The sequence below is a fragment of the Spirosoma foliorum genome (genome assembly GCF_014117325.1).
In the GTDB taxonomy this organism is placed as follows: Bacteria; Bacteroidota; Bacteroidia; order Cytophagales; family Spirosomataceae; genus Spirosoma; species Spirosoma foliorum.
Genome location: NZ_CP059732.1, coordinates 3,360,498 through 3,376,391, shown reverse-complemented (window position 1 = coordinate 3,376,391; position 15,894 = coordinate 3,360,498). Strand labels below are relative to the sequence as shown.

Here is a 15,894-nt window from a genome sequence, read left to right as displayed (position 1 = left end):
GATTTGTGGCTTGGAACAATCGATTTTGTACGCTATTCGTTGCCCAAAACTTTGCTATCTAAGTCGAATACTAAAGAGTAGAACGGCTTGTTGTGCGCCACTCAAAATATATAATTCGTTGGTTCGCTCATCAAATTGAAGCGCTACCGGAAAATCACTAGGAATAGGCCGCTCGCCTACAATCCGCCCGTTTAGGTCATACAGCGTTGTAAATCCTCCCGATTTAACACTGATCAGATCAATACCTGCACCCAGGCGATGGTAGCGCACATTGTTACGGCCCGATTGCAAAGCTCGTACATCGAACAGGCGTTGTCCTTGCTGGTTCAGTATGGTTACTTCTGTATCTGTTGTTCGTAAGAGCAACCAGTTCGTTTGATCTTCGTCCGGGAAAAGTCGGAATGATCCTCGCCGAACCGGTCTATACAACTGAGTTCGCTTGGCAACCAATCCATTGGAGTTTATAGAAAGCAGTTGCCCTTCATCAGCAATTGTCTGAATCAAGGATTGACCTATCGGTAACAGGGCTGGCCCAATGAATTTAATTTCGGGCTCTTCTTCGTTGGTTCGTTCAATCCGACTAGGAAAATGTGGGTATTCACTGCCATTGTCACGCCAGTAATTTAAGGTGCCATCGGCCTGTATTCCCAATACATTCATGCCCGCGGGTGTGGCCAGCACTTGAAACGGAAGTTGTAATGGCCCTTTATGGGGAGCCGTCATAATTCGAATAAAAGCTCGCCGTTGCCGATCAAGGGCATAGATATGCCCGTCTTCATGAGCAGCCAAAGCGACCAGATTCCGCTGTAGACTTCCCCGTGGCTTGGCCAAATAAGACGGGTCGAGACCTTTAGGGAGAGGAATCGCCTGGAGAGCAACTTGTTTACTAATCCGTACTGGATCGGCAATATAAAGCGTCCGATCAGTCATGAACAGGTACTGCAATCGACCGTTGTTCAGAAAATCGACTCCCAATGCATTACTACGAATAGGCCCATCGGTATTGTTCTGTACAATCTTGTCGCCTTCTGGCGTTACCAGCACAAATTGGCCGGCATTGTTTTGCGCATAAAACTGAGCTGAACTATCGATCAAGTTGCCGGTTACAATAGGGGCTGCAATCAGAGGGGCATTGAATTCCGTTCTTTTCTGGAGTAATAATTTATTGAGAACGGCCCGGCTGGCCCGGCGGGTGGTGCGGCCCAAAATGACCGTCGATTGAATGTTCTCGTTTCCATAACTGGCTTGATAGGCCATGTTTTCCAGATTCGACAACGAGGTACTACCCGTAGCTGGATCAACCTGATCGAGCAGGTTTTGCCAGGCCAGAGGCCAGGTTGCGGGTACGGTTGTCTGTGCCCGATTCAGCCGAACGAAGGCTGTAAAGTTGGCTGGGCGCAACGTTGTATTTAGCAATTCTGCTTGCCGACCATCCGCTGTCCAGACTGCTCCTCGCTGAACCTGCTGCAGGTAATCCTGCATCGCTTCCTCATTGTTAGCGACGATTAATGAAGACCCATGCTGCGTAATCCAACTTTGCGAAAAGCCAGAGAATAAACTGCTGAACAGAGACGCAGGCAGTTCGGGCACATTCAGCAATAAGAGTTTATGACCTAAATATTCTTTAAGGAGCGTAGGCGCTTTGGCACCAGCCAGATAGGCTATCTGCTGATAAGTAGAAGCCAATTGTTTGCCATTCTGGGATGTCAAAACAAGAACTTGCCGAAGAGAGCCAGTAGGTGATTCCAGCCGACATAATAATAAGTCACTCCCTAAGGTTTGATAAAGCGCCTTTGTTGAAGGCTCAATCTGGTCGAATCGATCCCGTAGAAAATCGCTGGATGCTGACCCCAGCAGTTTGCTTAACGAACGACCAAAACGAGGAGCATCACTGATACTAATGTGATAAAGCGTAGCCGTTGATTGCGGAATAAGGTTCGCGTGTTGAATACGCTGGGGAGTTTGATCGGCAAATAGGGCAGCTACATCGCTCCGAGCACCAATTTTATCGACGGCGTATCCAATCAGGTGTGATCGGGACGCTGATTGGCGAAATTGCAGATTTAACTCTTCGGGCAGAAATAACCGAACCAGTGATCCTACATTACTGAATAACGATTGAAGTACATCGGGCCGAACGGAAACGACAGCCAGATGATCATCATCAACCCGAAAATCGGTCTCATCCTTCGTTAGTTTCAGCGATTGGTGCATTCGTTTGGCTACGTTCTCGATCAGGATTCCTGATACGCTACCGACCAGAAAACCATCTGTCAGAATAAAGGATCCAATCGGTTCATTCATCCTGGAAACAAAATCCAGAATTTTTTCGCCCGCAAATGTATGATTCAATACCCGGTACTGTCGTGGATCGGGGTTGGTAATTCGAGTCAGAAATGCCTGATCTTTATCGCTTAACGGAATGTAAAAAACGAATTCAAGTGTCGTTTTGGAAACCGAGTGGAGAGAGTAGCGAATGGTTCGGCCCTTAACAAATTGCAATACCTTGGCCGAGTCGGCGGTTGCATACAGGAATCGATCCAGCCGTTGACGGGCTTCATCAAAAACGGGTATCTGTCTTAACGACATTTCGGTACGCAAGGATTGCGCCGAAACGGTGTCCTGTAAGCGATCGCTGGATAAGATCATCAACGCGCCTGGCGGTACCAGTGAGCCAACCGTACGAGTCACTGGGAAGAATTGTCGGTAGGCCCACCAGCCAATCGCTAGCAGCAATAACGCACCGATACCGATCCAGAGAGTTCGTTTCATTTAAATGTTTTATAGTTGTAAAGTTATATAGTTGTAAGGTTATATAGTTGTAACGTGAACTTCAAGAATCACCCAACTATATAACCTTACAACTATATAACTTTACAACTATTTTTATTTCCCCCACATCGCATTCGCGGTTTCGGGGAAGGGCATGGTTACTTCGGGTACGTTTGCGGCTATACGATTAGCCCACTCAACGCCTTGCATGAGCGAATGATCCTGGTTACTGACCTCGTATTTCCAGGCACCAAAACGACCTCGGGAGTAGATTCCGAACGGCTCGAGTTGGGGTAGGACGGCTTTTAAAATACCATCCCGTTCAACCGATGGCGTTGGATAACCATAATCGAATGCCATGTGGAAGGTCGAAATCACATCATCGGCCGATTCAATCAACTGGTCTTCAATAAGAGCGCGGATCGTATCATCAATCAACGTTTCCCGATTAACGGGCTTGGCCGATGATTCACTTGTTTCGGTCATTAACGACCAGTGTTCATTGATATCAGGAACGTTGTTTGGGCTGTAGTTCGAGAATACCGTAACCCGATAATAAGGACTGTTGTATTCCGGGAAATACATCCAGCACATAGTTTTCAGGCTTTCTTTAGGTTTTCCTTTTAAGCCAATGCCGACTACATTGGTCGATGAATGTTTGAGCCCCTGCGCCGTTTGCACTGCTTCTGGCGATAGTCCTTCTACCCGTTGTGTGAACAAATCGAGTGGCATTGTACTCATCAGGTGCTCATAGTGAATTTCTTCGCCACTGGCCAGTACTATCTTTTTCTCAGGCCCAATTACCTTTTCGACGGTAGCATTCAACTTAACATACTCCCGACCAACAAGGTCGCCAACTGCCTCCCAAATACCACCGGTGCCTCCTTGTTTGGGGAACTGAAATGTGCTGTTGGGACCCCACGAAAAATCGTCCTGATCGAAGATGATGTTTTTTGTGACCCGTTGCAGGTCAGTAACGGCTACCCGTTCGCCCACCCAAACGGCATTCATGTCTTCGGGCGGGTAAGCCCACACTTTAAAGTTGTAGGGAAACATGAACGTTTCTGCCAGACCAGAACCAAACGTAGCCAGAATCCACTCCCGAAAATTAGTCGGCTTCTGATTAGTAGGGAATTTGTAGTTGTGGATAATACCTTCAAGGCATTTCCACATTGTTTCTGGAGTCAGGTATTTAATGTTATTCTGAAAAGGGTAGGGCACAAATCGATTTTCGATCCAGACCCATGATTCGCGCTGATGACTAAGCCAGCCGTCTGAGCCTAAGGCTTTCAGCATCAAATCGTCGAAGTATTTGTAGTGCGAAAATTGTACGTGTCCACCAACATCCCAGGTGAACCCTTTTTCGTCTACAAAACTTTTGGATAGTCCCCCAATTCGATTTTCTTTTTCTAAAACGATAAAGTCGGTAATACCCAGCTCTTTCAGGCGATAGGCTGCTCCAAGACCCGTAGGGCCAGAGCCAATAATGACATATTTATAGTTCATAAGTTGATGCAGATATATGATATATGATGTATGGGCTGTTTAGCTAAGAATCATACATCATATATCATATATCAATCTATGCTGTTACTGGTTCAGGTTTTTTGAGCGCTTTCACTTTGCCACCTAACTCGAAGCGGAACTGCGCCAATTCTTTAAAGCTCTGAATGCACACTTTCAACAGTTTCCACTTCAAAATCGAGACAGTACCGGTTTGGCGCTCTTTGTGTGTGATGGGGATATCGAACGTATTGCAACCGGCTTTCTTTGCCATCACTGCCAGGAAAATATTAGGTGCAAATGGCGTTGGATCAGGTAGTTGTGCCAGCAGCTTTCTCAGGAACGTACCTCGGATCAGCCGAAATGGAATATTGCTGTCCATGATGTAAGTACCATAAATGAAGGCAATGCTCCAGCGAAGAATTCGGGTGATAAACAAACGGGCCGAAGCATCATACCGTTCTTCACGGTAACCCAAAATAAATGGTGACTCGTTACGATGAGCCCATAACTTACCAAAGTCATCGGTAATAAATTGGTCGTCACTGTCGGTCTGGAACACATATTCAGAGTCTAGGGCAACGGCCTGCCGATACCCATTAACAACCGCATTGCCGTGCCCCCCATTGACCTGATGCACTACCATCAATTTGGGATAACGGCTTTTAATTTGGTCGAGGATCTCCCCGGTTTTGTCACGTGACCCGTCGTTAACAACAATCAGACGGGTATTTTCAGTAGGGAATTGACGGGTCAACAAATCGGTCCACTGTTTAACAACAGTTTCGATCACTTCTTCTTCGTTGTAAGCCGGCATTACAATGGACAGCAGGAGGCTCATTCAGTGTACTTTAGGGATTGACAACACGCCTAACGCTTGTCAACGGGTTTAAAATAAGTTGGATTAACACACAGCACCAACCGGATTATGTATTCCTATCAATACTGCAAATATATAAAATTGTTGATGGCTAACCGTTTAATTGAGGAAGGAGCTTAGCGAGTGGTTAAACAGAATCAATACGTGAACCTGTCTTTGAGGGCATTAATCGGTTTTTCAATTAAGTACCAGGATAGGGTAGCTACTAACACCGTTAATGCATAGAAATAACCCATTTTTAGCGCAGTTATACTGTCTAGAGCTGGAAGTAAAGAAACCGCTTTATTCCAGATTCGCATTGTTATGTAGGTAGGTTGCGTGTGATAATAGTTGAATACCAGATTGTGAAATAAGTAAAGACCGTAACTAATTTTTCCTAAATAATTGCTGACAGGATTCTCTAAAATCCATTTAAAAGGCTGATCAAAACCAACTACGGCTCGGCCAATTAGAAACATACAAAACAAGGAAGTAAAAAAGCGGTCGGTGATGTCGGTAGCCACGTTTCGAGTAAGGTAATCAGGCGGCCCTACCAAAAGTTTCATCAGGTATATGTTTGCTGCGTAGAGCAAGCAACTTAGCAACAGAAACCAATTGTTGGTCACCAATTTCAGGAAACGATCTCGATGGTTAACCATTAAATAGGCTAAAATTCCTCCCATACCGAAAGCGTCCAAACAAGTCGGCATCAGGACAAACTGCGCCATCCAGGGAGCTTGCACAACGAATAGATAGATGCGCAATAGAAAGGCAAACCCGATTAACCCATACAGAGTACGCAGCAGGTAACGGCCAGGAGTAAAGAGAACTAAGAATGGAAAAAAAATATAAAACTGCTCTTCAACGGCTAATGACCAGAGGTGGTCAATAGCACCCATCCAGGTTTGATGCTTAACAATCCAGATGTTCGGGGAATACGTGACGAGCCACCAAAACGTCTTTCGGACAGCCTGAAAATTAATGGCTGCTAAAACCAGAATTGTGAGGTAATAGATCGGGAAAATCCGCAAACTCCGACGGATATAAAAAGCTTTGAGCGAATGGCCGTGACCTCGATTAAGTCGAGAGTCGTGTTGCTTACTGGTAATGAGAATTCGGGTAATGAGGAACCCACTTAGTACAAAAAAAAAGATTTACCCCTAAATAACCTATTGGGAACGGATTGGCTTCGCCAAGCCAGTGGTCAAACATAACGAGGGTTACGGCAAGAAACCGCAACCCATCCAACTGAATGAGGTAATTCTTTTCTTTCTGAATAGTCTCTAAAGATGCTGTTGCGGTTGGCTGCATGTTGCGTTAGGTGATTCCGGCCACAATCTATATGGAGAAATCTGGAGTGAATGTGGAAGCACCGTACTATAGAGACGTAAAAATAACGTATCGGTCAGTCATAGCAAGATGAATCCGGTTATTCTGATTGGTAAGAATGCCAATTCTGTAGCGTCCAGGCTCTAGTTTTTCTTTCAATGCTTGCGTAGAAAACCCATAAGGATTAAAGTAAGGTGTTAAACCTGACGAATTTAGTAAGGGGCGAGCTGCAAATAAATACGTACGCGTTGGGCTTTTGAAATAAAGATAAGAACCGTCGTCGGGTTGGAGAAGGGTAGGGTTCACTGACTTAGCCTTAGCCATGTTATACATAAATGGTCGATCCTCAATTTTGTCGATGTCAGTAGTAGTCTGAGCCGTCCACCAGGTTGGCGATGTAAACTGATCAACAGTCGTACTGAAAAATGGAGGCTCTGTTGGTATAAACACCTGCCGAATAGCCTGTTGCTTTTCTTGTGGCGTATTGACTAAATACGTGAAGTATTCGGCCACAGTCCGCCGGTGTTGGGCAATGATACCTTCCAGGCAGCGGTAATCCGACAATAAACTTTGCCCAATCAGGAGCATGCTTATAACCAACACAATCCGTGGGAGAAATTTCTTTTTCTGCCAATAGAATAAGCTGTAAAGATAGACGACACTAAGTGCAAGGGCTGAATATATTTTATAACGGCCTTGTAATAAATAGCCAGGTCCAGCAAACCCAACGCGTGAATAGACCGTAATAACGGCTGAGGCAACTAGAAAAAGAATACACCCCAGAAAGAAACTGTCCGCCAGCTCAATTTTCGATTTGTTCAGACGCCGAAGCAGTGAAGTAACAAAAATCCCGGTAAGTATAACAATTAAGCCACCAACAACGATTGTCAGCCAGAGTGTAGACTCATTCGTAAAGCCACTAGGACCTAAATTGGGCGATGAATCGGCAAAGGAGCCTAAAAAAACGAAAAATGCCTTTATCCAGTCAGTTATTGGGTATCGAAATGGAGACGGGAAAAATGAGATGCGGTGGTAGGTGTAGAAATAGCCAGCCAATGAAATCGCCGTGGTTAGTAGCCAGATAACCATAAATCGCCAGTGTTGTTGGTAAGCTAATACGATCAGGCCTGCAATAAGTGCCAATGAACCATTACCACTAGTGAATGTAGCCAGGATGGCCAAACCTAGCGCTACTATCCGGGGTAGCGGTTTGTTAAGAGCCAGACCATAAAAAATGCCAAACACAAAGGCAATTATCCAGAAATTTTGGATAGAAGCCATTGCCCAAATCAGATTTTCGTACGACTGTAACGTAAAGAGCAGAAAGGGGATAGGAATAAAATAGCGTAAGGGTAATGACAATCGGCGAAACACAGCAAATAGTATGCTCAGTACGATCAGGAGACCACTGAAGCCAATGAGTGTTAATCCGTAATAATTTAACGAACCATTGATTTTGGCAAAAAAAGCAAAAATCAGACGAGTCCAAACAATACGATGCTCCCAGTGCTGATCAAACAGATGGGCTAATTTCTGACGCCCCGTTCCGGTTTTTAGGACTAACAAATGCTCCTGAATCAAATAATCATCCCAATACGGTAAATTAATGGCATAGGTTAGGATTACCCAACTCACTAGCACAATAGGTAAACTAATGAGTAAAAGTGAGCTAAGTTGTTTCCAGGCAGTTACTCGTTTGGATGAAGTGGTCAAGTGCATTACGAAAGTTTACCAGTTTTTTTTAATCTCAGGCTGTGCCTGTGAATTGGCTATAGCTGTAATCGTTTGACCAGTAGGATGGCGTTCGATAGCTCCATCCGCTTGAACAATGAGCCGTTCAACATGATAGGTAGCGGGTACTACTGCAGATTCAGAAATACTACTTGAGAAGCCTTTCTTAAACAGATCGGAAAGGCCAACACGGCTTCTCCAGGCTTGATTAATAACAGGCGTTGTCTGAAACAAATAGAGCCGCTGACTTGATCTTAGCAAAATATACGTACCAGCATCTGGAGCGGCTGGAGTAATTGTTGTTGAATCGCCCAACGTAAAATTCCCGCTCATTTTCGTTAGTTCAGATAGTGGGAGCGAAGGGCCAGAAGCGGGGCTGTATAGTGACGCCAACGAGGCATCATAAAAAGCTGGAGAGTTATCGATTAAGTGAGCCGTGTGAGCGTCGATTGTAGAAACAGGCTTATTGGTAGTATAAGTCCAGTTAAACTGGTTTGTTAGGAGCCATTGGCGCCACCAGATTGTATCGTCCTGATACGATCGATAGGAACTTCCCATCAAAATCAGGCTAAATACCAGACCTAATCCAGCTACTATTTTTTGGAGTAATGCGCGAGTTTGCCCTATCATATACACATAAATGAGGGCTAACGTCAATACTGAATAGAGCTTATAGCGACTGGTAATTAAGGTATTTGCACCAAAGCCAGCTCGTGTCCAGGCAACAACAGCACCGGTGCCAACCAAAAAAGCGGCTGAACCAAGAACGAAATAATCGAAAGGTGAGAGCGTTCGTTTGCTCAACCACTTTTTAAGGATATAGAGGCAGACTCCCAAAATAAGCGTGAAACTTACCCCACCCAATACTACACAAGCTGTAAGGACGGATTTGACGGGGAAAGCCTCTGCGGCCGATCCTGTAAATGCTAACCAACCGCTAATTAAGTCAAGCAGAGAGCCTTTGGACGGAGGATTACCAGCTGGTTTTTCATAACCCCAAAAATAGAGGGTAATAACCGCCATAGCGCTGCCTCCCCAGTAAAGTAGATTTTTAACGTTTGCGCGACTAATTGTTTGTAACAGGAGCATCGCAAAGCCAACAGGCCACACTAGTAGCCCATTGCCACTAGTTAAACTGGCAACTATAGCTACCAATAGAGTTGCTCCAATTTTTTTTGTATAGGCAAGTAAATAAATAACCAAAAAAACCCAGAAGATAACAGTGAAGTTTTGTAAGGCCGCCATGCCCCAAAACATATTCTCCCAGTGAGATAAATTTAAAATCAAATAGGCAACTGGTGGCAGGTAAACTAACCCACGCTCTAAATCAACTGATGTCCGACGCGTTAAGGAGTTGCTCAACTGGCTATCTGATTGTCCCAACACCAAGCCAAATATAATCACTAGACCCATCAGACTCAGGTTACCCATCAGCATTAAATGAAGATAGCTGAACTTGCCAAACAGACGAAAATCAAGCCAGGTTATTAACCGATCATAAACAATTCGGTGCTCGTTATGCTGTTTGAAAAATTGGTATAGTTTTCCTGAAACGGAGGTTTCGCTGTCTAGGTTGACCAAGAAAGTCTTTAAGACATGATCATCCCATTTGGGAACGTTCACTGCATAGATTGACCAGACATACCAAAATACGCCAACTGGTATCAACAGCAGGGACACTGCTACCCAGAGGTCGTAGCGCCTGGCGTGAGTCTGACGGGATAGTTTGGTATCGTGTAGTGTAACCAATGGAGAGAAACAGAAGGCTAGTTTGTGAAAGAGGCCAATTGGCGGGCAATATTAGCTGGGTCTAGCCCAGACAACTGTTGATGGTATTTCTGATCGCCATACAAGCCATTCGGATAGCCTTGTGCCGAAAGACTTACAAAATGGCTGGGAGTAGCTCCATCGGTAAGTAGTTTGACCGACAGTTGCTGTGCTAAACCTCCAACAGACACATGCTCTTCAACAACCAGCAATGGTTTTCCGGCCCAACGATGCGCCAGATCCGCAGGTAGATTGAGGGGTAGGTTTGTAGCCGTGAACACATCAAATTGACCCGTCAGCAACTCATCGTTAAGGGCTGTCAGGACATTGGCAGCTACAGGGCCCAGAGCCACAACCGTACCGACCGAAGCTTTACTATGGACAATGTGCTTAAACGAACCATGGACTTCGGCACCGTCGGGTGTGTTGGGGCCAGCTCCTAAGCGGAGATACGTTGGTCGACCTTCTGCAACGATCTGATGAAGCATTGGTGATACCTCGTCAGCAAAAGCCGGGATGTAGGTATTCACATTCTGAAGACTACTCAAACAGGCCAGATCCTCAATGGCATGGTGCGTACTGCCCATAATACCGTAGCCATAACCTCCGCCATTTCCAACTAAAAAAACAGGCATTTGGTGCAGACAAACGTCGTTACGAAACTGCTCCAGGCAGCGATAAACAACAAAGGGGGCTATACTATAACAAAATACTTTATACCCTTTGTAAGCCATTCCGGCAGCTACTCCCACCATGTTCTGTTCCGCTACACCTGCATTGATGAAGCGGGGACCAAGGGCATCGGCCACGTTTTCCAGGGCAGCATATCCCAGGTCGCCCGTAATGAAAACTACTTTATCGTCTTCGCGCCCGATTTTCTCGATAGCGGCTGCAAATTCTTTACGCATGACAGAAGTATGAATTATGATGTAGGATATATGATGTATGCGTTGTTTATATCCTACATCATACATAAATTTACTTACTTTTCCGCTGCTCAATCATGGTACTGATCTCAGCCGCTGTTTTGTATATTCGATCCCCTTTACGAACCATCGTTCGGATAAATTTCGGGCGTTTTTTCGTCTCCTCAAATATCTTGCTGATATACTCCCCTAAAAACGAGATACCCAGCAAATTGATGCCACCGAAGAACATGACCAGAATGATGACGGTTGATAATCCGTAAGGAGTGTGGGGATCGAAATTGAGTAGTCGGGAAATGATCTGCCAGACGATCCCCAGCATCGACAATCCCGTTAGAACGAAGCCTGCGTAGGTCATCAACTCCAGTGGCGCAAAGCTAAACGAGAAGATCGCTTTCTTAGCCCACCAGATATTCTTGGTCCAGTTGTTCGTTGAAATGCCGAACATGCGCTCTGGACGAACGTAATCCACTCCTGTTTGTTTGAAACCCACCCAGGCTCGCAAACCACGCAAAAACTGCTCCGTTTCAGGAAGATTGACCAGTTCGCGCACCACTTTGCGGTCAATAATCGAAAAGTCGCCCGCATCAACCGGAATATTGATATAAGCTGTCCGTTTGAATAGACGATAAAACTGCTTATAGAAAAAATGGACATGGGGCGGCATTTCACGCTGTACTCGAACGCCATACACTACATCGAAGCCCTGTTGCCATTTTTCGTAAAACTTCGGAATCACTTCTGGTGGGTCTTGCAGGTCGCCATCCATTAAAACGACGGCATCGCCCGTGGCAATTTCCATTCCGCTCAAAAAAGCTGATTGTGAACCGAAATTACGCGAATGCTTAATGGCAATAACGTTCGGATCTTTAGCGCAAATCTCACTAAGCACTTCGTCGGTATTGTCGGGCGAATTGTCGTTTACGAAAATAATTTCGTACCGAACCTTCATTTCATTGAAGGTTTTCACCAGCCGCTCGTACATGTATGGAATAGCCTGAGCGTCTTTGTAACAGGCAATGATGGGTGAGATAACAGGGTTGAGCGTAGGCGTTTGAAAGGCAGGAATTACTCTATTCTCATACTGATGAGCGATCTGCCAGTCAGCGGTTTGGCGAAGTCCGTCGCTGAGCGAGGTTGTCGCTTTCCAGCCCAGATCAGCTTCAGCAGCTGTTGGGTCGCCATACCAGTCGGAGAGATCCCAGTTGCGATTCGTCATACTGCCCCAAACAGGCTCTTGTGTCAAGCCAAAGGTTTGCCGCGCCACATCGACCAGCTCACGCATGGTCGTTTTTTGACCCGTCGCAATGTTGTATGACCTTCCCCGAATTTCGGGATTTACCTTAAGGGCAGCCTGAACAAACGCGTTAATGCAATCGTCTACGTAAACAAAGTCACGACTGATATCGGGCGATACGAGCGGGGGCAACTGCCCTTTTCGATTTTCTTCCACAAGCCGTGGAATAAGCCGATCCGGTTCTTCCCAGCCGCCATAAATGGAATAAAGGCGTAAATTAAGAGTATTAAGCTGATGAACTTTCGCGTAATACTCAAGGGTATAAGCCGCCGAAACTTTCGAAACAGCGTAGTGACTATTCGGTTCTACCCGATCGGTTTCTTTCGGGGCAGTACAGTTAAAGCCATACTCAGAGCTGCTGCCTGCATGGATATAAACCATGTCGGGCGTACAGTTTTCGAGAATATTGACTGTTCCGAGTACATTTGTCTCGTATGTCAGGCCAACATTTTTCTGCTTGCTGTAGGCACCATAGGCCGCCAGGTTGAAAATTGTTTTGGGCTTAATTTTGCCAAAAACATCCTGTACCGATGTCGTCGATAAAATATCGCAGTGAACGATATTTTCAGCGGGTACATCTAACAGTTTAAGACGCCAGGCTTTGGTAGCGTCGTGGGTCAGCGCGTACACATCCTTGCGGACGCGGAAGAGTTGCTCGAATAGGTTAGCGCCGATGAAGCCACTGGCTCCGAAAACGACGATAGGACCCTTGAGTCGTGTACTATCAGTAGGTAGCAAATTGGGGGCAGACTGATTCATTCAGGCCGCAATATTACGGGAAAAGACGGATATGCCTTCTTTAATAGGCTTTTTTATAGGAAACGGTAACCGATACAGGCTTATTCCTGAACTGTGGTTAAGGCTAGATAACGCTCATTTACATCGTCTTTAGCTTGTTCGTACTGCGTTTCGGTCATGGGTAAATAGTGCCATTCAAGCCGATTTTCCATATACGACACGCCTTTACCTTTTACCGTTTTGGCAATGATGAGTTTGGGTTTTCCGTTTGGCGTAGCGGTCAGTCGGTCGATTGTACTCAGTACCTCGGCAACGTTATGCCCATCAACAACCGCAGTTTCAAAGCCAATGGCATTCCAGGTTTGAACAGAAGCGGTATCTCCCAAAACGTCGGCAGTTTGGCCAAAACCCTGCAAGCCATTTTTATCAACCAGTACGATCAGATTATCTAACTCATGTTGAATGGCAAAATGAGCGGCTTCCCAGGTTGTCCCTTCGTTCGTTTCTCCATCCGACATCAGGACAAATACGCGGGAATCATCGCCTGTGAGCTTGCCCGCCTGAGCTATCCCGGAACCAATGGGTAAACCATGTCCTAACGAACCCGTAGCAAATGGAATGCCTTTATGTTTATTCGGTGCAGGGTGAGCCGGTAGCGTAGTGCCATTCAGATAGTAAGTTGCCAGTACTTCGTCTGAAATTTCACCCAAATGGTTCAGGCAGACATAAAGCGAAGCCGCTGCATGTCCTTTCGAGAGTAAAAACGTATCCTGTTCCCGCTTGCGTAGCACGAGTGTAGCAATCATTAAGTCTACGCAACTCAATGAACAACCAATATGACCGGCATGCGCCTGATTGTAGAGACTCAGTATTTTGAGTCTAAGCTGCCCCTGAAGTGTTTGCAGGTCAGTGATTTCTGTCGTTGATGTCATGGTTGTTAAGTAAATGGATAATGTACAATGAATAATGGACCATTCGGCTGGCATTATTCATTGTACATTATCCATTGTTCATTGGTTAGTCTCCGTAGCGATAAGTACCGCCCTGAAAATCAAAAATAGTAATTTTTTTATCCGAATTTCCTTTCACCAGTACAATCCGATCCCGTTCATTTGGGTCAACCCGCTGAATATATTGCGCATCTTTGGGCAAATAAACGTTTACTAATTGAGCATCATAGAGCGATACAGGAGAGAAGGTTTTGTCATTTTTCTCAGAGTAGATAACCCGTTTTTTATTTGGATACAGAATCGTATCTCCCGGCGCATACAATTGGATCAATTGCTGAGCAGACGATCTATAGGGATTGGCAATTCGGGGTGTACCAAATAGCGTGTATTTAGGCGAAGTATCGGCGTAAATATCGCCCAAGGTCAGAACGATGTGGCCTGCCTGAATGAGTAGAACAGCTGCGATAGGCAAACTGAACCACCAGCGAAGGCTTGTTAATTGATAGAGTCCTAACGCTACTAAAATACAGACATAGGGAAATGAAAAACCTGAGTAACGCTGCGTAATGCCGTACGTATGCCCGGAGCGCCAGGCCATAAATAGTAAAAACAGCGTGGGCACAAAAGCTAGTAGAGCTAAAAGAACCACAAAACGCTTCTGGTCTATATCAGTTTGATCAACTACGTATCGACTGATGAGGTAAATAAACGGAATGGCTATCGACAGAACCAATAGCCGAAGTGGTTGAACCGTGTAAAATGGCAGGCCAATTAACAAAAGCACTGTCACTGCAGCGTACACCCAGACTGGCGGTTTCGCTATCGAAAAGTACCGATGCATGATTAGCGTCGTAACTGCTCCGAGTCCTAAGGCCAGTGCTGAGTTACGAATACCGCTTAAGACCTGACTTAGCCCGTTAGTGACCATGAACAAATCGGAGAAAACAGGAATTGCTCGAACTGTGATATTAGGCAGAGTGGCAGGAAGAATAATGCCGAAGACGTTGTTTCTGGGGTTGGTAAGAGCCAGGTTACGGTAAAAATTCTTTTGTTCCTCCAGGATATAAAATGTGTATTTACCTCCACCGTAACGGAACCACAACGAAATAAGCCCCATACCAACTACGGCTGTTAGACCGAGGGCGACCCAGGACCGACCATTCCGGAGATAGAGCAGTGCATAAAGACCATGACATAAAAACACCGTGATCGCTAAATAATGCGATAGCACGGCTGTTATAAAAACGGCCCCGTAGCTAATGTAAAGCCAGGGTAATGAAGGTCCAGAATAGCGTAGATGACGATCTGACGAACGGACGCGCTCCTGAATCAGCAGAAAAATATGCGTGGACAGTAACGTCAGAAAAAACGTCATGGAGTAATTCCGGGCGATGTGACTGTAGGCTACAAAAAAAGGCTCGATTGTAGCAATAGCGGCACTCGTCAGCGCGATTTTATCAACTGGAGTAAGCCCGAAAGCGTCGGCAGATCTTCCTGAAGTAGATCGATTGGTGGATTGGAAATGTCGTCGGACAAATACAAAAAGCAGCCAAACAATCAACGTACTAAAAATAACCGAAGGCATTCGCAGGGACGCATCGCTTAAGCCGAATACCTTGAGCCATAGCCATAGCACACCATAGTAAGCAGGGCTATTGCCTATATCGCCCCGGATATTCGCTTCAATAAAGTCATTGATGGTTTTGGGCTTCCAGAATTCAGCTGGCGTAAAATAGGGTTTGCTGAAGACATCCTTCTGATTAGCACCTTCCAGGCAAACCCCCTGGCTAATGAGTAAGGTCGATTTTTCGTCGAAATAAATGCCATAGGTACCAACTCGATACAGGCGAAGCGCCAACGCTAAGATTAGTAAGGCGCTTAATAAAAGCAGGCTATTGCGGGATAATTGGACAGACATTGGGCCAAAACTACGGCAAAATGAGTGTAGGACAAGTTCTTTTCGATAGGATTTACCGGATGACCAGGATTGGCAATTCGTACAACCAACTGTTTTTGTTCAGT

The 15,894-nt window shown here is 45.5% G+C and carries 11 protein-coding genes; all 11 read right to left on the bottom strand.

Features of this window, described 5'->3' with window-relative positions:
- Positions 1-54: 54 nt before the first annotated feature.
- The gene (locus H3H32_RS38430; RefSeq protein WP_240543769.1) at positions 55-2,772 is read right to left on the bottom strand and encodes a hypothetical protein; all 2,718 of its coding nucleotides are present in this window, start codon (positions 2,770-2,772) and stop codon (positions 55-57) included.
- Between the two features lie 114 nt (positions 2,773-2,886).
- The gene (locus H3H32_RS14115; RefSeq protein ID WP_182463317.1) at positions 2,887-4,278 is read right to left on the bottom strand and encodes a protoporphyrinogen/coproporphyrinogen oxidase; all 1,392 of its coding nucleotides are present in this window, start codon (positions 4,276-4,278) and stop codon (positions 2,887-2,889) included.
- 76 nt (positions 4,279-4,354) lie between these two features.
- On the bottom strand, positions 4,355-5,116 hold the full coding sequence (locus tag H3H32_RS14110; RefSeq protein ID WP_182463316.1) for a glycosyltransferase family 2 protein: 762 nt from the start codon (positions 5,114-5,116) through the stop codon (positions 4,355-4,357).
- Between the two features lie 176 nt (positions 5,117-5,292).
- The gene (locus tag H3H32_RS14105) at positions 5,293-6,243 is read right to left on the bottom strand and encodes an acyltransferase family protein (RefSeq protein ID WP_240543825.1); all 951 of its coding nucleotides are present in this window, start codon (positions 6,241-6,243) and stop codon (positions 5,293-5,295) included.
- Positions 6,233-6,445, bottom strand: a complete 213-nt coding sequence (locus H3H32_RS37505) for a hypothetical protein (protein WP_240543768.1) — start codon at positions 6,443-6,445, stop codon at positions 6,233-6,235. The genes H3H32_RS14105 and H3H32_RS37505 overlap by 11 nt, the downstream gene beginning before the upstream one ends.
- A 66-nt stretch (positions 6,446-6,511) precedes the next feature.
- Entirely contained in the window at positions 6,512-8,182 is a 1,671-nt protein-coding gene (locus tag H3H32_RS14100; RefSeq protein ID WP_182463315.1) for a hypothetical protein, read from the bottom strand.
- 9 nt (positions 8,183-8,191) lie between these two features.
- A complete protein-coding gene (locus tag H3H32_RS14095; protein WP_220472641.1) occupies positions 8,192-9,943 on the bottom strand; it encodes a hypothetical protein in 1,752 nt (583 codons plus the stop codon).
- Positions 9,944-9,960: 17 nt separating this feature from the next.
- Positions 9,961-10,869: a transketolase family protein gene (locus H3H32_RS14090; RefSeq protein ID WP_182463313.1), complete on the bottom strand. Its 909-nt coding sequence runs from the start codon at positions 10,867-10,869 to the stop codon at positions 9,961-9,963.
- A gap of 70 nt (positions 10,870-10,939) precedes the next feature.
- The gene (locus H3H32_RS14085; RefSeq protein ID WP_182463312.1) at positions 10,940-12,943 is read right to left on the bottom strand and encodes an NAD-dependent epimerase/dehydratase family protein; all 2,004 of its coding nucleotides are present in this window, start codon (positions 12,941-12,943) and stop codon (positions 10,940-10,942) included.
- Between the two features lie 80 nt (positions 12,944-13,023).
- On the bottom strand, positions 13,024-13,854 hold the full coding sequence (locus H3H32_RS14080) for a transketolase (protein ID WP_182463311.1): 831 nt from the start codon (positions 13,852-13,854) through the stop codon (positions 13,024-13,026).
- 85 nt (positions 13,855-13,939) lie between these two features.
- Positions 13,940-15,790 (bottom strand): glycosyltransferase family 39 protein, encoded by a 1,851-nt coding sequence (locus tag H3H32_RS14075; RefSeq protein WP_182463310.1) that lies wholly within the window; start codon positions 15,788-15,790, stop codon positions 13,940-13,942.
- Positions 15,791-15,894 lie beyond the last annotated feature (104 nt).